The 18,882-nt window shown below is 66.0% G+C and carries 16 protein-coding genes; 13 read left to right on the forward strand and 3 right to left on the reverse strand.

The features are described from left to right. Positions 1 to 40: 40 nt before the first annotated feature. A complete protein-coding gene (locus ABXH26_RS13500; RefSeq protein WP_353567606.1) occupies positions 41 to 1,222 on the forward strand; it encodes an RsmB/NOP family class I SAM-dependent RNA methyltransferase in 1,182 nt (393 codons plus the stop codon). Positions 1,223 to 1,232: 10 nt separating this feature from the next. On the opposite strand, the gene ABXH26_RS13505 is transcribed toward ABXH26_RS13500, so the two are convergent. Beyond that, on the reverse strand, positions 1,233 to 1,778 hold the full coding sequence (locus ABXH26_RS13505) for a YqgE/AlgH family protein (protein ID WP_353567607.1): 546 nt from the start codon (positions 1,776 to 1,778) through the stop codon (positions 1,233 to 1,235). Between the two features lie 184 nt (positions 1,779 to 1,962). On the opposite strand from ABXH26_RS13505, the gene obgE reads away from it, so the two are divergent. The 4 genes from obgE to ABXH26_RS13525 all read left to right on the forward strand — a co-directional run bounded on the left by obgE (position 1,963) and on the right by ABXH26_RS13525 (position 5,423). Further along, positions 1,963 to 3,009 carry a GTPase ObgE gene (gene obgE / locus ABXH26_RS13510; protein WP_353567608.1) on the forward strand — a complete coding sequence of 349 codons (1,047 nt, stop codon included), beginning with the start codon at positions 1,963 to 1,965 and terminating at the stop codon, positions 3,007 to 3,009. Between the two features lie 2 nt (positions 3,010 to 3,011). Beyond that, positions 3,012 to 3,404: a gamma-glutamylcyclotransferase family protein gene (locus tag ABXH26_RS13515; protein WP_353567609.1), complete on the forward strand. Its 393-nt coding sequence runs from the start codon at positions 3,012 to 3,014 to the stop codon at positions 3,402 to 3,404. A gap of 66 nt (positions 3,405 to 3,470) precedes the next feature. After that, positions 3,471 to 3,938 carry an SRPBCC family protein gene (locus tag ABXH26_RS13520; RefSeq protein ID WP_353567610.1) on the forward strand — a complete coding sequence of 156 codons (468 nt, stop codon included), beginning with the start codon at positions 3,471 to 3,473 and terminating at the stop codon, positions 3,936 to 3,938. Between the two features lie 204 nt (positions 3,939 to 4,142). After that, positions 4,143 to 5,423, forward strand: coding sequence for a DEAD/DEAH box helicase (locus tag ABXH26_RS13525; RefSeq protein ID WP_353567611.1), 1,281 nt, complete (start codon positions 4,143 to 4,145; stop codon positions 5,421 to 5,423). A 79-nt stretch (positions 5,424 to 5,502) separates the two neighbouring features. Here the strand turns inward: ABXH26_RS13525 and dnaB are convergent, their stop codons facing one another. Continuing rightward, on the reverse strand, positions 5,503 to 6,936 hold the full coding sequence (gene dnaB, locus ABXH26_RS13530; protein ID WP_353567612.1) for a replicative DNA helicase: 1,434 nt from the start codon (positions 6,934 to 6,936) through the stop codon (positions 5,503 to 5,505). Between the two features lie 240 nt (positions 6,937 to 7,176). Between dnaB and ABXH26_RS13535 the strand changes: the two genes are divergently transcribed. Next, a complete protein-coding gene (locus ABXH26_RS13535; RefSeq protein WP_353567613.1) occupies positions 7,177 to 7,800 on the forward strand; it encodes a response regulator in 624 nt (207 codons plus the stop codon). 239 nt (positions 7,801 to 8,039) lie between these two features. After that, positions 8,040 to 8,798 (forward strand): TrmH family RNA methyltransferase, encoded by a 759-nt coding sequence (locus ABXH26_RS13540; RefSeq protein WP_353567614.1) that lies wholly within the window; start codon positions 8,040 to 8,042, stop codon positions 8,796 to 8,798. 31 nt (positions 8,799 to 8,829) lie between these two features. On the opposite strand, the gene ABXH26_RS13545 is transcribed toward ABXH26_RS13540, so the two are convergent. Next, on the reverse strand, positions 8,830 to 9,741 hold the full coding sequence (locus ABXH26_RS13545; RefSeq protein ID WP_353567615.1) for a nucleotidyltransferase family protein: 912 nt from the start codon (positions 9,739 to 9,741) through the stop codon (positions 8,830 to 8,832). 133 nt (positions 9,742 to 9,874) lie between these two features. Between ABXH26_RS13545 and ABXH26_RS13550 the strand changes: the two genes are divergently transcribed. The 6 genes from ABXH26_RS13550 to ABXH26_RS13575 all read left to right on the forward strand — a co-directional run bounded on the left by ABXH26_RS13550 (position 9,875) and on the right by ABXH26_RS13575 (position 18,870). After that, entirely contained in the window at positions 9,875 to 10,897 is a 1,023-nt protein-coding gene (locus tag ABXH26_RS13550; protein WP_353567616.1) for a thiamine pyrophosphate-dependent dehydrogenase E1 component subunit alpha, read from the forward strand. Then, positions 10,894 to 11,862: an alpha-ketoacid dehydrogenase subunit beta gene (locus ABXH26_RS13555; RefSeq protein WP_353567617.1), complete on the forward strand. Its 969-nt coding sequence runs from the start codon at positions 10,894 to 10,896 to the stop codon at positions 11,860 to 11,862. The genes ABXH26_RS13550 and ABXH26_RS13555 overlap by 4 nt, the downstream gene beginning before the upstream one ends. A 5-nt stretch (positions 11,863 to 11,867) precedes the next feature. Further along, positions 11,868 to 13,106, forward strand: a complete 1,239-nt coding sequence (locus tag ABXH26_RS13560; RefSeq protein WP_353567618.1) for a 2-oxo acid dehydrogenase subunit E2 — start codon at positions 11,868 to 11,870, stop codon at positions 13,104 to 13,106. Positions 13,107 to 13,405: 299 nt separating this feature from the next. Beyond that, positions 13,406 to 14,158: a YebC/PmpR family DNA-binding transcriptional regulator gene (locus tag ABXH26_RS13565; protein ID WP_353567619.1), complete on the forward strand. Its 753-nt coding sequence runs from the start codon at positions 13,406 to 13,408 to the stop codon at positions 14,156 to 14,158. Between the two features lie 19 nt (positions 14,159 to 14,177). Further along, complete coding sequence (gene rho / locus ABXH26_RS13570; protein WP_353567620.1) at positions 14,178 to 15,851, forward strand: transcription termination factor Rho; 1,674 nt, start codon at positions 14,178 to 14,180, stop codon at positions 15,849 to 15,851. 337 nt (positions 15,852 to 16,188) lie between these two features. Continuing rightward, a complete protein-coding gene (locus tag ABXH26_RS13575; RefSeq protein WP_353567621.1) occupies positions 16,189 to 18,870 on the forward strand; it encodes a valine--tRNA ligase in 2,682 nt (893 codons plus the stop codon). Positions 18,871 to 18,882 lie beyond the last annotated feature (12 nt).

The following is an 18,882-nucleotide window of genomic DNA, read 5'->3' on the forward strand; positions in this document are numbered from 1 at the left end:
CCGCTTTTTTGTGGCGATCGGGCATTCAGGATCGCCGCGGATGAGATGGCACCGGGTATTGACCGAAGCGTGTGGGGAATTGCTTTCGCAGGTCTTCGACCATGGCCGTGTGCTGGACCACGTGGTGGCGGCGGCTTTCCAAGCCCAGCGGAAATGGGGCAAGCGGGATCGGTCGTTCGTAGCCGAAACCGTGTGGGAGGTGGTGCGATGGCGCCGGGCTCTGGCGTTCGTAGCGGGCTCGGAGGATCCCCGGGCCTTGCTGGCGGCTCATTGGATCGGGCGCGAAGGCGAGTGCCCGCCGGACTGGCGCTGGCAGAGGGGGGGCACGGAGGAAATGATCGCCCGCCGGGCTGCCCTGGCCGACCAGCCGAGGGCGATCCGCGAGTCCGTGCCGGACTGGCTGGATGAGCGGGGTTTTTCGGAAATGGGACCGTCGTGGGACCGGGAGCTGGCCGCGCTCAACGGACGGGCCCCTGTATTCCTGCGGGTGAACACGCTGTTGGCCGATCGCGCCGCGGTGCTCGACTGGCTGCGGCAGGAAAAGGTCGCCGCGAGGCCGGTGGACGGGCTGCCGGATGCGGTGGTGCTGGAGGGGCTCCTGCCCAAGCGCCTGGTTGGCGATGGCCGGATCGAGATCCAGGATGCCGGATCGCAGGCCATCGTGCCGCTTCTCGATCTCGAGCCCGGCATGCGGGTCATCGATGCCTGCGCCGGCGCGGGAGGGAAAACGCTGCACCTCGCGGCAGCGATGGCGGGGCAGGGCGAAATCGTCGCGCTCGACGTGGCGGGGCGGAAGCTCGACGAGCTGCGACGGCGGGCGCGGGGCGCTCACGTCCGCCACCTGAGCACCGAAAAATGGGACGCCGGGACGCTCCGCAAGTTTCGCGGCTGGGCGGACCGGGTGCTGATCGATGCGCCGTGCTCCGGACTGGGCACCTTGCGGCGGCAGCCGGACCTGAAATGGCGGCTCACCGAGCCCGGCTTGGAAAAGACACGCCGCACCCAACGCAAGCTGCTCGATCATTATCCGGAACTTCTCCGTCCCGGCGGCAAGTGGGTCTACGCGACCTGCTCGGTGCTGCCCTCGGAAAACCGCGGCCAGATCGATGCCCTGCTGGAACGGGATCCCCGGTGGCAGGTCGAGGACGAGCGCATCGTTTCCCCCGCGGAAACCGGGTGGGATGGCTTTTACGCGGCCCGGCTGTCGGGGGCTGCCCGCTGAGCGCGGGAAATCAGTTCTGCTCCGGAAAAGGCGGGGCGTTCGCCATCAGGCGGTGGAAGGGCGAGATGTCCGCCAACAGTTCGCGCCACAGGGAACCATCGTGGGGACGGCCGGGCAGGGAGGCGTCGGCCCTGGCGGTGATCCAGGCGTCGCGCTTGAGTTCGTCTTCCAGCTGGCCGGCGGACCACCCGGCGTAGCCGACGAAGGCGCGCAGCACCACCCCGGGGCGCTTCACTTGTTCCGCGGCCTCCTCGGCCGACAGCCGCATCTGGAACCTCAGGCGGTTTTTCTGGCCGCGGCCGAAGGAGCAGAAGATGAGCTGGTCCCGCGAAACCGGGCCGCCGATGTGCACCGGCACACGGGCGAGCGGCGCAAACTCGGGTTTGTCGAGAAACTGGGCGACCTCGCGGCCGGTGGGGCGGTTCAGAATCACGCCGTAGGCGCCGTCACCCGCCGAGTGCTCCGCCAGCAGGATGACCGATCGGTCGAAGGTCCCGTCCCGAAGGGCCGGGCTGGCGAGCAGGAGGGCGCCGGAAAGCTTGGTGGAGGTGGCCATTTCCACCGGCACCCTACGCTGGAACGCGGCCGCTGACGAACGAAGAATCGCGTGGGATGCGTCGCCGCGGACGGGACTTGTTTGTGGCGCGGGTGGCGGGCAAGCTGCTTGCGGTCGCGAGCGTCCGCCGAGGAAAGGACTGGACGCCGGCCACTTCATCGCGCAAAGGGCGCGGCCCAAGCTCATGTTCATCGACCACATCCGGATCTACGCCAAGGCAGGCGACGGCGGAAACGGCCACGTTTCCTTTCGCCGCGAGAAATTCGTGCCCCGCGGCGGACCGGACGGCGGCGACGGTGGCAATGGCGGCCACGTGAAGCTGGTGGTGGATCCCTCGACCGACAACCTGCGGGCCTACCACTACGATCCCAAGCTCCTCGCCGAGAACGGCCAGCACGGCAGCCGCTACAAGCGCACCGGCCGCAGCGGGAAAATGAAGATCGGCCGCGTCCCCCCGGGCACCGTCGTTTACCGCGCGCCTGCCACGACCGTGCAGGAGGCCGTGGAGCTGGAGCGCAGCGAGGAGGGCGTGGACCTGGAGCCGATCGCGGACCTCACCGAGAACGGGCAGGAGTTCATCCTCTGCGAGGGTGGCATCGGCGGGAAGGGCAACGTCCACTTCAAGTCCGCCACCAACCAGACCCCGACCGAGTTCACGCCCGGCACCGAGGGCGAGGGCGGCGTCTACTACCTCGAGCTGCGCCGCATCGCCGACGCCGGCCTGGTCGGTTTCCCGAATGCCGGCAAGTCAACCCTGATCGGCAAGCTCTCGCACGCCCACCCGAAGATCGCCAGCTACCCGTTCACGACCCTCCAGCCGGTCGTGGGAGTCGTGGAGTTCGGGAACTTCCGCCGCTGCACGGTGGCCGACATTCCCGGCCTGATCGAGGGCGCCCACGAGAACCGCGGCCTTGGCCACGAGTTCCTGCGCCACATCACCCGCTGCCGCGTGCTGCTGTTCGTCATCGACATGGCCGGCACCGAGGGCCGCGACCCCATTTCGGACCTCGAAATCCTCCGCAAGGAAGTCCGCGAGTACGATGAAGAGCTGGCCGGCTTTCCGTGGATCATCGTCGCCAACAAAATGGACGTCGAAGGCGCGGAGGAGAAGCTCGCCATGTTCAAGGCGCGCTTTCCGAAGCAGACCATCATCCCGATCTCCGCCGAGGCGGAAACCGGGCTCGACGAACTGCGGAGCTATCTCGACGAGAACGTCGGCTACCGGGTGTGACCATGAACGACGTCGTCTGGGTCTACGGCACCCTTCGCCGCGGCGCTTCCAATGGGCACCGGATGGAGGGCGCGGAGTATCTCGGCCCGGCGGCGGTTCATGGGCGGTTGTTCCTCATCGATACCTTCCGCGACTTCGCCTATCCGGCGCTGATTCCCGATGCCGACGCCGGCCTCGTGGTGGGCGATGCGTTTTCAGTCCCACCGCAGATCCTGGCCGGCCTGGACGACTTCGAGGGTGAGGAATACGACCGGGTGAAGCTTTCCCTCATCGATCCCACCACGGGCAAGGAGCATTCCCTGCCGCAAGCTTGGGCCTATGTCTGGAACCGACCGGTGGAGGATCGGCAGATCATCGCGGGCGGCGACTGGATTGCGGCCTACGGCGCGGGCTGATCAGCAGTTCAACGGTCTAACGAAACCCATTGCGCGCGGGGACCGTCATGCGAGCGTCCCGGGCGCATGATGAAGGTCCACATCCTCGAGCAGACCCAACGGCTGGCGATCCCGCTCGACGCGGCGTGGGCGTTCTTTTCCTCTCCACGCAATCTCGACGAAATCACGCCGCCGGAGCTGGGTTTCCGCATCGAGAGCTGCCGCTCCGACACCATGCACGAGGGCCAGATCATCACCTACAAGGTCATGGCTTTCCCCGGCATCTGGCTGCCGTGGGTCACGGAAATCAAGGCCGTGGAGGAGGGGCGGTCGTTCATCGATGAGCAGCGCTCCGGGCCTTATGCGTTCTGGCACCATCGCCACACCTTCGAGGAAATCGAGGGCGGCGTGGAGATGACCGACCTGGTCCACTACGCGCTGCCGTTCTGGCCTGTCGGGGAACTCGCCCACGGCCTGCTGGTCCGGCCGAAGCTCGAGCGCATTTTCAGCTTCCGCCGGAAGTCGCTGGGCGAGCGCTTCGGAGAAATCGGCTGAGCGACTCCCGTATTCCCCCTTGCTTCCCGGAGGCATCGCGCGTAGAGGCACGCCGTCCGGACGAGTTCCGGGCGACGGATCCCCGTGATCCGCCCGTGTCCGGTCTTCATCGATGAGAGGAAAGGTTCCCGGTTTCATCCCAACCCGCTTCATCGATTTCCGCCCGCGCCGATCATTTTCCGGCTGCCGGGCGCCCTTGACACCATGACTCCGAATACCTTCGAGGCGCTGCCGCTGGCCGCGCCCCTCCAGCGCGCTTTGGCCGATCGCGGCTACACCACGCCATCACCGATCCAGGCCCAGTCCATTCCGCTCCTGCTCGAAGGGCGGGACCTGCTCGGCTGCGCCCAGACCGGCACCGGCAAGACGGCCGCCTTTTCCCTGCCCATCCTCCACAAGCTCCACGAGAATCCCCGCGGCCTGAAGCCGAAGACCGCCCGCGTGCTGGTCCTCACGCCCACACGGGAGCTCGCCACCCAGGTCGGCCGGAGCCTGGAAACCTACGGCAGCCATCTGCGCACCCGCCACGCGCTGGTGTTCGGCGGTGTCGGGCAACGGCCGCAGGTCGACGCCATGCGCAAGGGCGTCGATGTCCTGGTCGCGTGCCCCGGCCGGCTGCTGGACCTCGTCCAGCAGCGTCACATCGACCTCTCGCAGGTGGAGTTCTTCGTCCTCGATGAGGTCGACCGCATGCTCGACATGGGTTTCCTGCGGGATGTGCAGAAGATCGTCTCGCTGCTGCCCGCCAAGCGCCAGTCGCTGTTCTTTTCCGCCACGCTCGCGCCGGCCATCGTCAAGCTGGCCCACGAGATCCTCCGCGATCCCGCCACGGTGACCATCGAGCCCGAGGTCACCACCGCGGAAAAAGTCGATCAACGCGTGTGCTTCGTGGCCAAGGAGGACAAGCGCCCGCTGCTGCTCAAGTGGCTCGCAAAACAGAAGCCCGGCGAGCTGGCGATCGTTTTTTCCCGGACCAAGCACGGTGCCAGCCGGCTGGCCCGCCAGATCTCGCAGGCCGGTCACGCCGCCGAGGCGATCCACGGAAACCGCTCGCAGGCCCAGCGCGATCGCACGCTCGACAAGTTCCGCGCCGGCAAGCTGCCGGTGCTGGTCGCCACCGACGTCGCGGCGCGCGGCGTGGACGTCAAGGCCGTGACTTTGGTGGTCAATTACGACCTTCCCAACGAACCCGAGGCCTACGTCCACCGCATCGGTCGCACCGGCCGCGCCGGGGAGTCCGGCCACGCCGTTTCGTTCTGCTCGGCGGACGAACGCGAGTACCTGCGCGACATCGAAAAGCTCATCCGCCAGGAAATCCGCGTCGAGGAAGACCACGACTGGCACCTTTCGAATCTCGAAAAGCTGCCTGTCCGGCCGACCGGCCGCGGTCAGCAAAAGAATGGCAACACTCCGCCAAACCCCAACAACGGCGGTGCCTCGCGGCCCCGCCGCCGGAGGCGGAGGAGAGGGGCCGCTCGGGTCTGAGCCCGCCCGGACCGGCGCGGCTCACCCGGTCTCAGTCTCCCGCCGGCTTGGTCGGGCGGGAACGTTGACCGGACCGTTTTCAGGGCTCGCTCTCGCGGGCGCGGGTCTCGAAGCGCATGTACTCGGCGAGGAAGGTGAGCGGGACGTGGCCGGTTTCGCCGTTCCGGTTCTTGGCCAGGACCAGCTCGGCCTTGCCGGCCTCGGCTTCCTTTTCCTCCTCGGTCTCGGCGTAGTAGGCGGTCCGGTAGAGCAGGCCGATCATGTCGGCGTCCTGCTCGATGGTGCCGGACTCCCGCAGGTCCGACATCCGCGGCACGCCGAGCGAGGATCCGGTCCGGCCTTCCGGGCCCCGGTTGAGCTGGGCCAGGACCACGATCGGGACCTCGAGCTCCTTGGCCAGCGCCTTGATGCCGGCGGAGATTTCACCGATTTCCCGCTCGCGAGAGTTGGCCGCCTGGCGGGAGTTCGACTTGAGGAGCTGGAGGTAGTCGATGGCGATCAGGCCCACGCCATCCTCGCGCTTCCGTCGCCGGGCCTTGGCGCGGAGGGTGTCGATCGGGATGCCGGCGGTGTCGTCCACCCACAGCTTCGAGTCGCCGATTTCCTTGATCGAGCGCTTGAGCTTGCCGATCTGGTCCTTGGTCGGCTTGAAGCCTTTTCCCAGCTTGCTCATCGAAAGCCGGGCCCGCGAGAACACCAGACGCTGCACGATCTGGAAGGCGGTCATTTCACAGGAAAACACCAGTGTCGGCACCTGCTGGTCGACGCAGATGTGCTCGACGATGTTCATCATCAGCGAGGTCTTGCCCATGGATGGCCGGGCGGCCACGACGAACATTTCACCGGGCTTGAGGCCCTTCGACATGTAGTCGAGATCGGTGTAGCCGGTGGCCACGCCCTGAACTTCCATCTGACCGGCGAGGATTTCCTGAAACTTGGTAAAAACCTCGAGCACGGAGTCCTTGATCGAGAACCCGCGCGTTGATTCGCGACCCTGGCGGATGGCGAGCACGTCCTGCTCGACGCGGTCGAGGAGCTGCGCGGTGTCCTCGGGGTTGTCGTAGGCCTCGGAGATCGACTCGGTGCAGGTCGAAATGATCGATCGCAGGACGTATTTGTCCTTCACGATCGCCATGTGGTTCATGAAGTGGACGGCGTTCGGCGCGTACGTGTAGATGTCCATGATGCCCTGCGAACCGCCGACGTGGTCGAGGATGCCGCGGTCGTGGAGCAGCTGGGCGAGTGACACGAGTTCGATCTCGGCACCCTTGTCGTTGAGCTCGCCGATGGTCTCGTAGAGCAGGCCATGGCCCGGCAGGTAGAAGTGCTCGCGGGTCAGGCCTTCTTCCTTGGCGCGGCCGATCCATTGCTCGGGATCCTTGAGCATGGAGGAAAGGATCGACTTTTCCGGCCCCAGGGCGTGGGGCAGGGAGCGCGAGACATCGTCATCATCGCGGTCGCGATCGCGCGGCGGAGCTTTCTGGAGCGAGGGTGCGTGGGTGTCGGTGGCCATCGGGAAGGGGAGATTGCGAAAGCGGAGGGCCGGTGGTCAATGAGGGTAAGTGTGGATAACTTTGGCGGTTTCGGATGGGAGGGGGTGGAGGGCTTTCTACCTCAGTGGGATGCGGACTTTTCAGGCGAGGCGGCGCCAATTTCATAATCGGCGCTCCTCGCCCTTTTGCGATGGAGCCGCTTGGCGGGGGGCGCTATGTCGTGGGGCGTGGCGGAGAAGGAAAAACCGACGAGGCTGATTTTGATCGAGGATCACGCGGATTTCCGCGAGTCGGTCTCGATGGTGCTGCAGCAGCGCGGCTACCAGGTGACGGGCGAATTCTCGACCATGGAGGATGCGCTGGAGGCGATCCGAGGCGGGTTGGAGGCGGACTTGGTTTTGTCGGACCTCGGCCTGCCGGGGATGAGCGGGATCGATGGCATCCGCCAGATCCGCGAGCTGATGCCGCTGGTGCAGGTGCTGGTGCTGACGGCCTTCACCGACAAGGCGAAGGTCTTCGCCGCGCTGGAATCCGGCGCGCATGGCTACCTGGTGAAGGCGGGCAGCGCGACGCGGCTGATCGAGACGCTGGAAGAAGTCATGGCGGGCGGCACGCCGCTGGATCCGAAGATCGCGGGGATGATCCTGCAGACCTTCCGGCGGCTGAGCCCGATTCCCTCGAACGAAGCGCTGTCGGCCCGGGAAAGCGAGGTGCTTTCGCTGTCCGCGAAAGGCCTGACCCGGCAGGAAATCGCCGACCAGCTGGAGCTGAGCCAGTATTCCGTGACGGAGTACATCAAGCGCTGCTTCGACAAGCTGCACGTGCGCAGCCTGCCGGCGGCGGTGAGCGAGGCGATCCGGCGGGGATTTCTCGATCTCTCTTGAGGGGGGAGAGCTTGGAAGGTTCGCCAGCCGTCCGTGTCCCAAATCTTTGGGACATGACGGATTTCCAAAATATCGGCATCGTTCCCGTGTTGGCGCGAGCCACACCGATTTCATTTCATGACGAAACAGGGGCCGCACGGGTGTGCGGCCCCTTTCGTTTGCCTGGATGGATGCGATTGGCGAGAGGTGGGGACTTTCCCGTGACGGCCCCGGCGGCGGGTGCTAATCACCGCGGCGGGATGGAATGGATCGATGAACTGGCCCGGCAGGTCCGCAAGCGGAGCGACCCGTGGATCGTGCTGGAGGGGCGCCATGCCGTGGAGGCGGCGATCAGTGGCTGGTGGGATGTCCAGGGGATCCTCGCCGCCGAGGACTGCGAGTGGAACCTGCCGACGTGGAGCGGGCTGGAGCTGACACGGGTGGAGCGGGCCATGCTCGAAGGCGTGGCGGGCTACGCGTTTCACCGTGGCGTGCTGGGCCTGGCGAAGCTGCCGGAAGAGCGCTCGGACGTGGCCGCGCTGATGCAGGAGTTGGGTGCCGACGCGCGGGTCGTCGTGTGCCCCTCGCTGGCGGATGCGGCCAATGCCGGCGCGATCGTCCGCAATGCCGCGGCCCTCGGGGCGCAGGCGGTGATTTTCGGCGAGGATGGCGTTTCCCCCTACGAAAGGAAGGCCGTGCGGTCATCGAGCGGCGCGCTGTTCCGGATCCCGGTGCGGGTGGCCGATGGCGGACAGGTTCTGCGCTGCCTCAAGGCGGCCAAGTTCACGTTGATCGGCGCCGATGGCAGCGAGGACTCGGAAGGCCTCGGCGGCTACGAGTGGCGGGAGGAGGGCCGGGAGGCGCTGGTGATCGGCAGCGAGGAGAAAGGCCTCACCTCGTTCTGGAAGCGGGCCTGCGATGCTCTGGTGAAAATCCCGATGGCCTCCGGCATGGACTCACTCAATGCCGCGGCGGCCTCGGCGGTGCTGCTGTGGGAAATGAAAATGGCGCGGGAGTGAGCCGCGCCATTTTGAAGAGTAAAAGCGGTCTTCAGACCAGCGGGCTGGGGTAGTCGCCGTTTTCCACCAGCGCGGCGATCGAGGCGACCACGTGCGGCTTGTCGTCCGGATAGGTCACTCCGAACCAGTTGGCGGTGGTTTCGAGCACTTCGCAGTCGGCCTCGCCCTTGCGGATCAGGTCATCGACCACGGTGGGAATGTAGCACTCGCTCTTCAGCTCGCCGCCTTTCTCCCGCAGGAACTCGGTGAAGTGAACTTCGAGCTGCGCCAGGAACGACGGCGTGAAACCCCAGAAGTTCATCGATACCGGGCAGGCTTCGTCGATTTCCAGCATGTCGCCGGCGATCCGCTTGCCGCGGGCCACGCCGTCCTCGCCGCGGGCGATCTCGACGACTTCCTCGACGTCGGTCAGCAGGCGGGCGTCGTCGGTCTGGCAGATGCCGCGATTCACCGTGCCGTGTTCGGAAAGCGTGTTCTTCAGCGGGTAGCCGACCATCGCGTAGTGCTCCTTGCCGGTGTTGCCGGGGTGCTTGGCGAACCAGCCCGCGATCACCGCGTAAGCGTCGGCGCCGTAGAAGTCGTCGGCATTGACCACGGCGAAGGGGCCATCGATTTCATGGCGCGCGGCCCGCACGGCGTGGGCGGTGCCCCAGGGTTTCTCGCGGCCCTCGGGGATCGAAAATCCGTCCGGCAGGTCGTCGAGCTTCTGGAAGGCGTAGGCGACCTCGATCCGCCCGGCGAAGCGGGCGCCGACCGTTTCCCGGAAGGCATCGGCGAAATCCTCGCGGATCACGAACACGACCTTGCCGAAGCCGGCGCGGAGGGCGTCGAAGACGGAGTAGTCGAGGACGGTTTCCCCGTTGGGACCCATCGGATCCATTTGTTTGAGGCCCCCGTAGCGGGAGCCCATGCCGGCGGCGAGCACGAGAAGGGTCGGTTTCATGGGAAAAAGAGCGGCAGTCGTCTCCGCGACCGCGGACATAGGGGCGGAACACGGCGGCTGTCCAGTGTCAGCGGCGTCACACGGACTCTCATATCCCTTGCCCGGCGGGAAGGGGAGGTCTTAGCCTCTGCCCGTGCCGGAAACCGCCGAACGTACCCAGCCAATCACCGACCGGGACCTGGCCCGCAAGGTCTACCGGGCGATGCTCGAAGCGCGGATCCTCGAAACCAAGCTCTCCAGCCTCTACAAGGCCGGCAAGATCGTCGGCGGCGTGTACCTGGGGAAAGGCCAGGAGGCCGTGTCCGCCTCGCTCGGCTCGTGCCTGATTCCCGGCACCGACGTGTTCGCGCCGCTGATCCGCGACCAGGCCGGCCGCACGGCTTTCGGCGAGGACATCGAAGACTGCACCCGCACCTACCTCGGCTCGGCGTTGGGCCCGATGCGTGGCCGCGATGGCAACATCCACCGCGGCCGTCCGCAGCAGGGGATGCTGGCAATGATTTCCCACCTCGGCTCGTCCGTCTCGGTCGTCGCCGGCTGGCTGCTCGCTCGCCGTCTTCAGGGAAAACTCGATGGGGTGGTGGGCGCGACCTGCATCGGCGACGGCGCGACCTCGACCGGTGCCTTCCATGAAGGCCTCAATGCCGCGGCGGTCGAGCGCCTGCCGCTGGTCGTGGTGGTGGCCAACAACCAGTTCGCCTACTCGACGCCCAACGACCGCCAGTTCGCCTGCGAGGACCTGATCGACCGGGCCCGCGGCTACGGGGTGGACGGCCACTCGGTCGATGGCACCGATTTCCTCCAATGCCTCCAAGTCATGAGCGCCGCGGTCTCACGGGCCCGTTCGGGCCACGGGCCGCAGATGGTGGTGGCCAAACTCCTGCGCCTCACCGGTCACGGCGAGCACGATGACGCCAGCTACGTGCCGAGGACGCTCAAGGACGACCGCTGGGGACGCGATTGCATGGAGGTGGCCGCCCGCCAGGTGGTCGAGGCCGGCCACGCGTCCGCCGAGGAAATCTCGGCCTGGCAGGAGGAGCTGGCCGACAAGGTCCAGGCCGCCCTGGCCATGGCCCAGCGCGATCCCAAGCCCGACCCGTGGGGCGAGGAGTGGGAGGCCTGTTCGATGCATTTGACGTCCGAGTCCCAAGCATGAGCATCACCTACGTCGACGCCATTCTCGAAGCTCAGGAGGACCTCCTGCGCGACGACCCGCGTGTCTTTCTCTACGGGCAGGACATCAGCCGTTTCGGCGGGGCCTTCAAGGCGACCAAGGGGCTCGCCAACGCATTCCCCGGCCGGGTGCTCGACTCGCCGATCAGCGAGGACGCCATGGTCGGCATGGCCATCGGCGCGGCGCTCGCCGGCATGCGGCCGGTGGTGGAAATGCAGTTCGCCGACTTTTCCTCGATCGCCTTCAACCAGATCGTCAACCACGCCGGCACCCACTTCTACCGGACCGGCATGCCGGTGCCGATCACCGTCCGCCTGCCCTCCGGCGGCGCGCCCGGCTCGGGCCCTTTCCACAGCCAGAGCATGGAGGCGACCTACTCCCACTATCCCGGGCTGGTCGTCGTCACGCCGGCGACCGTTTCGGATGCCTACCACATGCTCGTGCAGTCGGTGGCGCTCGATGACCCGGTCGTTTACTGCGAGCACAAGTTTCTCTACCGCTGGCTCAAGGCCCCGGTGATCGAAAAGGAAGCGCTGCCGCTCGGCCAGGCGCGCATCACCCGGCCCGGCAAGCACGCCACCATCGTGACCTACAGCGCGATGGTCCACGAAGCCGTCCGCGCCGCCGACCGGCTGAAGGAGGAAAGCGGCTGGGAGATCGAGGTCGTCGACCTGCGCACGGTCAAGCCGCTGGACATGGACACGGTCCTGGCCAGCGTGGCCCGCACCGGCCGCATCCTCGCTCTCGGTGAGGCCTTTCCCTGGGGCGGCGTCACCGCGGAGGTGGTCTCGCGCGTCGCCAGCGAGGGCTTTCACCTGCTGGACGCCCCGCCGAAGCGCTTCAATGCCCGCGACACGCCCGTGCCGTACCACCCGAACCTGTGGGCCGCGCACCGCCCGACCCCTGAGTCGATCTGCCTCGCCATGCGCGAACTCCTAGCCTTCTAGCAGACATGCCGACCGTTCCGATCCTCATGCCCCAGCTCGGCGAATCCATCGCCGAGGCCACCGTGATCCGCATCGACATCGCCCCCGGCGGCAGTGTCGATGCCGACCAGGAGGTGATCGAGGTGGAAACCCAGAAGGCCACCATGGGGGTCACCACGCTGTGCCGCGGTACGGTCCGGGAAATCCTGGCCGTGGAGGGTGAGACCTACGCCGTGGGTAGTACTTTGGGCCTGCTCGACGTGACCGAGGAGGAAGTCGCCCGCACCGGCGTGGAAACCCTCGAGGCCGCCGCCGAGACCCGCGAGGTGGAGCAGCAGCAGGCGGCGGAAAAGGGGGAGGAAAACCTCCACTTCGCCATCGATGACGACAGCTACGAGGAGCGCCAGCCGGTGGTCGAGCCCAGCGTGCGCGGACTGCCCGTGCCGGCCGGCGTCAAGGGCGCGCACTACATTTCCCCGCGCATGCGGGCGCGGATGGACGAGATGGGGCTGCGCGAGGCCGACATCTCCGCCGTCGCCGGCACCGGCGCCGGCGGCCGCGTGACGGTCGAGGACCTCGAGAAATTCCTCGACTACATCGAAACCTGGCCGAGCAGCCACGCCTCGCCGATGCGACTGGCCGTGGCCGATGCCATGCGCCGCAGCTGGACCCGCCCGCTGGCGACCGTCAGCCGCCCGGTACGTCTCGACCGCGTGCTCGACCACCGCGGCAAGCTCGACCCCAAGCCCGGCCTCACGCTCTACGTCCTGCGTGCGTTTGCGATCGCGCTCTCGGAGGACCCCGCCAGCTCCGGTTTCCTGATCGGTGAGCGCGTCGTCCATCCGCGCGCCTTCGATATCGGCGTGGCCGTGCAGGTCGAGGACGGCGTGCTGGTTCCGGTGTTGCGCAACGTCGACACCATGACCCTGTCCGAGCTGACCAACGTCTATGCCGACATGGTCGACCGAGCCCGCCGCCGGCGCCTGCGCGAGGAGGACACCCGCGGCGGCATCGCCACGGTGACGAACTTCGGCACCTTCGGGCTGACCCACGGCACGCCGATTCCGCTGCCGAATGAAACCCTCATTCTCGGCCTCGCCGCCGGCGTGAAAAAGCCGGTCTGGAGCGACCAGGTGGAAGCCTTCATCCCCGCCACCGAGGCCGAGCTGATCGTCACCTTCGACCACCGCGTCGTCGATGGCGGCGGCGCCGGCATGCTGCTTGGCCGCATCGCGGAGCACCTGCAGCGGCCGGAGGAATTGTGACGCCTGTCGCAAGTTCCGAAATCCGTTTTGCCACGAAATCCCGCCCGCGTCCCACGCGGAAACTTTTGCTTTGCCAAATGATCCGGGCGACGGCAGTCTGCGGGCGTTCGCGTGGTGGTCGACCTGGAGTTTTTTCAGGTCATCCGGGAATGAGAGCCCCAGGCATCCGGTGACGGACTCGTCCGCTGGAATCATTCGCATCCGGCCTGGCCCCATCGATCCGCGGTCCATCGTCGTTGGTCGGAATGTATCCGAAGCGTCGTTGGTTCGCGGAGATCCGTTTTCCCTCTATCGTTTTCATGGCAGGTCACAACAAGTGGTCGAAGGTCAAACACATCAAGGCCCGTGTGGATGTGATCCGCGGCAAGGTGTTCAGCAAGTGCGCCCACGAGATTGCGATCGCGGCCCGTGATGGTGGCGGCGACCCGACCATGAATGCCCGGCTGCGGGCGGCGATCGACAGCGCCAAGGCGGTCTCGATGCCGAAGGACAACATCGAGCGCGCGATCAAGAAGGGCACCGGCGAGCTGGGCGGCGATGCGATCCAGGAGGTGACCTACGAGGGCTATGGTAGCGGCGGCGCGGCCTACATCGTGGAGGCCGCCACCGACAACCTGAACCGCACGGCGGCGGACATCCGCTCCATTTTTTCCAAGGCGGGCGGCAGCGTGGCCACCCCGGGCAGCGTGTCCTACCAGTTCGACCGCAAGGGCGAAATCCGCTACGAAAACGTCGGCTCCGGCGAAGACCGGCTGATGGAGCTGGTGATCGAGGCCGGCGGCGACGAACTGGAAAACGACGGCGACGAGTGGGTGGTGCTGACCGCGCCGACCGAGCTTTTCGCCGTCTCCGAAAGCCTGCGCGGTGCCGGCTTGGAGCCGAAATCCGAGAAGCTCGTCTCCCTGCCTCAGAACGTGACCATGATCGACGATCTGGAGCAGGCGAAGCAGCTCATGAAGCTCTACGAGCAGCTCGATGACTGTGGCGATACGCTGAATGTTTTCACCAATTTCGAATTCTCCGACGAGGTGCTGGAAGCCCTCGACTCCTGATTTTCCCGACTCCCCACTGATGAGCGACGAGAACACCCATCCGTCCCCGGCCGAAACCGCCGAGGCACCGCCGAAGGCCAGGAAAGCCGCCAAAAAGGCAGCCAAGACCGCGGCCAAGAAGGCAGCCAAGAAAACCGTGGCCAAAAAGGCCGCGAAGAAAGCGGCCAAGAAGACCACGGCGAAAAAGGCGACAGCCAAGGAAGTCCAGGGAAGTCTCGATCTGGGAATTCAGGAGCCCGCACCGAAGCCATCGTCTCCTGAGCCGAAGCCGGCCGCCGAGGAATCCCGGCCGTCCAACGAACCGAAGCCGCAGCCCCGCCCGGAGCGGTCGGATGAAGGAAGCGGCGATGATGGACCGGTGAAGTTCGGCCGGGTGCCGGGCGGAGGTCCGGTGGCCCGCGAGGACGGTGGAAACGACTCGCAGCAAGGCGACAACCCGCAAGGGGAGCGTCGCAACAAGCGCCGGCGGCGGCGGCGGCGGAAAAAGAACCGGGACCCTCAGGACGGCGATCATTCCAGCCACGATCAGAGCGAGCCGAACGGCCAGCCGCAGGAGCGCAAGCCGCCGGTGCTGGACGGGCCGAAGATGGAGGGCAACGGCCTCCTCGAGCTGGCTCCCAAGGGCTTCGGTTTCCTGCGCGTGCCCTCGAAGAAGTTCGAGCAGGCCAAGGACGACATCTTCGTTTCCCCGGAACTGATCCGCAATCACGCGCTGCGCGTGGGTCAGTGGATCCACGGGCTCTATCAGGAAGGCCCGCGCGGCCCGCAGCTGGTGGAAATCCTTCAGATCAATGGCGAGGACCCGGAGCTGGCGAAAAGATGGCCGGCCTTCGAGGAACTCAAGGCAGTGAACCCAAGCAAGCGCATCGCCTTCGAAACGGAGGGCAGCCGCTATACCACGCGGGTCGTCGACCTGATGTCACCGATCGGGCGCGGCCAGCGCGGGCTGATCGTTTCCCCGCCGCGCTCGGGCAAGACCACGCTGCTGCTCCACATCGCGGAGGCGGTGCAGGAGCTGCACGATGAAACGCTGCACCTGATGGTGCTGCTGGTCGATGAGCGGCCGGAGGAAGTCACCGAGTTCCGCCGCGCGCTGCCGGGGGTGGAGATCTACGCCAGCTCGAACGACGAGCATCCGCGCAACCACACCCGCATCGCGGAAATGGCCATCGAGCGCGCCAAGCGGATGGTGGAGCAGGGGAAACACGTCTTTTTGCTGATGGACTCCATCACCCGCCTCGCCCGCGCCTACAATGGCGGCATGCGCGGTGGCAAGAAGCGCGGAGTCGGGTCCGGCGGGATCATGGTCGGCGCGCTGGAGACGCCGCGTCGATTGTTCGCCGCCGCGCGCAATACCCGCGACGCCGGCTCGTTGACCATTCTGGCGACGGCGCTGGTGCAAACCAACAGCCGCGGCGACGAGGCGATCTTCCAGGAGTTCAAGGGCACCGGGAACATGGAGCTGGTGCTCGATCGCAAGGTGGCGGAAAACTACATCTATCCGGCGGTTGATATCTTCAAGTCCGGGACCCGGCGGGAGGAGTTGATCCTGCCCGAGCACACGCTGCACAAGATCCACATGATCCGTCGCGGTCTTTCAGGGCACCGGCCGGTGGAGGCCATGGAGCGGTTGCTCTATTTCCTGAAAAAGTTTCCGAACAACCCCCAGATGTTGCTGGAAATCAAGGGTTAGGAATTTTTCTGCCGAGGCTGGCTTCGATTTCCTGAAAAACCCGGAGCCCGGCGGCGTTATTGGGATGGAGAGACGATGAACCCGGCGCGTCCGCCGCGTCTCCACCATTCACGGACGCTTCAACGATTGGTCCGGCCGGAGCACGAGGTTTTTTGGGTTTTTCCTCGCGGCTCCGGCCGGATCTCTTTTTGGGGAAACCCTCCGGTCGAACTGGATTTGCCGTGTTCGGAGGAAACGCCGATTTCCGATCTCCATCAGAATCATTCGCGGTCATTCGCGTCCATTCGCGGTTCGGCTTCTTTACAAAAACCGGGGGGTCTGGCATCCCTCCGCCGCAATGTCGGATCTGGCCAAAGCATACGAGCCCCAAGCCGTTGAGGCGAAGTGGTATGACGCGTGGTTGAAGGGAAAATGCTTCGAGGCGGATCCCGCTTCGGACAAGCCCGCCTACTCGATCGTCATCCCGCCGCCGAACGTCACCGGCATCCTTCACCTCGGCCACGTGCTGAACAACGCGCTGCAGGACATCCTGGCCCGCCGCGCCCGCCAGACCGGCCACGAGGTGCTGTGGCTGCCCGGCACCGACCACGCCGGCATCGCCACCCAGACGAAGGTCGAGCGCGAGCTGCGCGAAAAAGAAGGTCTCAAGCGCCGCGAGCTCGGCCGTGAGAAGTTTCTCGACCGCGTGTGGGAGTGGAAGGAAAAGCACGGCGGGATCATCATCCAGCAGCTCAAGCGCCTCGGCTGCTCGTGCGATTGGTCGCGCGAGCGCTTCACGATGGACGACGACTACACGCACTGGGTCAGCCAGGTTTTCGTCGATCTTTTCAAGCAAGGCCTGATCTACCGCGGCAAGCGCATGGTGAACTGGTGCCCGGTTTCGCTCACCGCGCTGTCCGACGAGGAGGTCATCATGACCCCGCAGCGGTCGAAGCTCTACACCATGAAATACGAGCTCGCCGATGCGCCCGGCGAGTTCCTGCAGATCGCGACCACCCGGCCCGAGACGCTGATGGGTGACGTGGCGGTGGCGGTGAATCCGAAGGATCCACGGTATTCGCAGTACATCGGTCGCATGGTGAAGCGCCCGTTTCCGCACGCGGAAATCCCGGTGATCGCCGACGACCATGTGGACATCGAGTTCGGCACCGGCGCGCTGAAGATCACGCCGGCGCACGACAAGGCCGACTTCGACATCGGCATGCGCCACGGGCTGGAAATCATCGACACCCTCCACGCCGACGGCCGCGTGAACTGCCCGGAGTGTCCGGACCTCGACGGACTCGACCGTTTCGCCGCCCGCAAGAAGGCGGCGCGGAAGCTCGAGGAAATGGGGCTGCTGCTCAAGGAGGAGGACTACGAGAACAAGGTCGGCTTCTCCGAGCGCGCCAACGTGCCGATCGAGCCGCGCATCTCGATGCAGTGGTTCTTGAAATACCCCTGCGTCGACGAGGCCGCGAAGGCGGTGGCGGACGACGAGATCGTGTTCCGCCCCGAGCGCTGGCAGAAGACCTACGCGCACTGGATGGAGAACCTGCAGGACTGGTGCATCAGCCGCCAGCTGTGGTGGGGCCATCAGATCCCGGTGTGGTATCGCAAGGACAAGCTGGATCAGCTCAAGGAGGCCGCCGCGCTCGGCATGGAGGATTTGGAAAAGGGCGACATCCACGTCGGCACCGAGCCGCCCGCCGACGAGAGCGAGTGGGTGCGCGACGAGGACGTGATGGACACCTGGTTCAGCTCGTGGCTGTGGCCCTTTGCTACGATGGCTGCCGTAGGTGAGGAGAGCGCGCTGCTGAAGAAGTTCTACCCGACCACCGACCTGGTGACCGGGCCGGACATCATCTTTTTCTGGGTCGCCCGCATGATCATGGCCGGCTACCGTTTCGCCGGCGGGCTGCCGTTCAAGAACGTCTACTTCACCTCGATCATCCGCGACCTCCAGGGCCGGAAGATGAGCAAGTCCCTCGGCAACTCGCCGGACCCGATCGACCTGATGGATAAATATGGCGCCGATGCACTGCGCTTCGGGCTGATCCGGATCGCTCCGGTCGGCAGCGACATCCGCTTCGATGAGGTGCAGATCGAGGAAGGCCGGAACTTCGCCAACAAGCTCTACAACGCCTGCCGTTTCCGCCAGATGGCGGGCACGGAGGTGGTCACGATTTCCTCGGCCACCGAAGTGCGTCCGCACCACGTGGACATCATGGCGAAGCTCGATGACCTCGCGGAAAACCTGCAGGGCGCGTATGCCGGGTATCGCTTCGGCGAGGTCGCGCACCTGCTCTACGAGTTCCTGTGGAACGAGTTCTGCGACAAGTTCCTCGAAGCGGTGAAGTCCGACCTGCGCGAGAGCGCCACGCCGGCCGCGCGCGAGGCGACGCTGGGGGTGTTCGACTCGGTGATGGCCGTCTATTTGCAACTGCTGCACCCCTACATGCCGCACATCACCGAGGAACTCTCGGTGCGCATGGGCTACGTGGCGGAGGGCGAGTTCGTGATGCAGAAACTGCTCCCGTCCGGGACGCTCGTGCCGCGCGGCGCGCTTCGCGATGAGATGCAGGAAAAGGCGACCGCGATCTACGAGACCGCCGGCCGGCTGCGCAACCTGAAGGCCGAATACAACGTGGCGACCCGCCGCGACGTGAGGTTCGTGGTGAAAGGTGCGCCGGCCTGGCTGTCGTCGGAGTCCGACACGCTGGCACTGCTTTCCGGAGCGGGGGAGATCGCGCTCGACGAGGCCTACGACCCCCCCAAAGGCACGCCGGCGGCACTGGCACCGGCCGGGGAGTTCTACATGCCGCTGGAGGGTCTGATCGACGTGGAAGCGGAAAAAGACCGGCTCACGAAGGAAATCGACAAGGTCGGCAAGGAGGTCGCGAAATCCGAGGGCAAGCTCGGCAATGCCAGCTTCGTCGAGCGGGCCCCGGCCGAGGTGGTGGAGCAGGAAAAGGCACGCCTCGAGGAATGGCGAACCAAGCTGGCACAGCTCCGGGAAATGCTCGCCGCCCTCGGGTGATTTGACCTTCGC

This window comes from Haloferula sargassicola, assembly GCF_040362925.1.
Classification (GTDB): domain Bacteria; phylum Verrucomicrobiota; class Verrucomicrobiia; order Verrucomicrobiales; family Akkermansiaceae; genus Haloferula; species Haloferula sargassicola.

Bases quoted from the DNA above. Each gene is read 5' to 3' on its own strand.
- ABXH26_RS13500 (WP_353567606.1), top strand. From the start codon at position 41: ATGAGATGGCACCGGGTATTGACCGAAGCGTGTGGGGAATTGCTTTCG.
- ABXH26_RS13505 (WP_353567607.1), bottom strand. From the start codon at position 1,778: ATGGCCACCTCCACCAAGCTTTCCGGCGCCCTCCTGCTCGCCAGCCCG.
- obgE (WP_353567608.1), top strand. From the start codon at position 1,963: ATGTTCATCGACCACATCCGGATCTACGCCAAGGCAGGCGACGGCGGA.
- ABXH26_RS13515 (WP_353567609.1), top strand. From the start codon at position 3,012: ATGAACGACGTCGTCTGGGTCTACGGCACCCTTCGCCGCGGCGCTTCC.
- ABXH26_RS13520 (WP_353567610.1), top strand. From the start codon at position 3,471: ATGATGAAGGTCCACATCCTCGAGCAGACCCAACGGCTGGCGATCCCG.
- ABXH26_RS13525 (WP_353567611.1), top strand. From the start codon at position 4,143: ATGACTCCGAATACCTTCGAGGCGCTGCCGCTGGCCGCGCCCCTCCAG.
- dnaB (WP_353567612.1), bottom strand. From the start codon at position 6,936: ATGGCCACCGACACCCACGCACCCTCGCTCCAGAAAGCTCCGCCGCGC.
- ABXH26_RS13540 (WP_353567614.1), top strand. From the start codon at position 8,040: ATGGAATGGATCGATGAACTGGCCCGGCAGGTCCGCAAGCGGAGCGAC.
- ABXH26_RS13545 (WP_353567615.1), bottom strand. From the start codon at position 9,741: ATGAAACCGACCCTTCTCGTGCTCGCCGCCGGCATGGGCTCCCGCTAC.
- ABXH26_RS13555 (WP_353567617.1), top strand. From the start codon at position 10,894: ATGAGCATCACCTACGTCGACGCCATTCTCGAAGCTCAGGAGGACCTC.
- ABXH26_RS13560 (WP_353567618.1), top strand. From the start codon at position 11,868: ATGCCGACCGTTCCGATCCTCATGCCCCAGCTCGGCGAATCCATCGCC.
- ABXH26_RS13565 (WP_353567619.1), top strand. From the start codon at position 13,406: ATGGCAGGTCACAACAAGTGGTCGAAGGTCAAACACATCAAGGCCCGT.
- rho (WP_353567620.1), top strand. From the start codon at position 14,178: ATGAGCGACGAGAACACCCATCCGTCCCCGGCCGAAACCGCCGAGGCA.
- ABXH26_RS13575 (WP_353567621.1), top strand. From the start codon at position 16,189: ATGTCGGATCTGGCCAAAGCATACGAGCCCCAAGCCGTTGAGGCGAAG.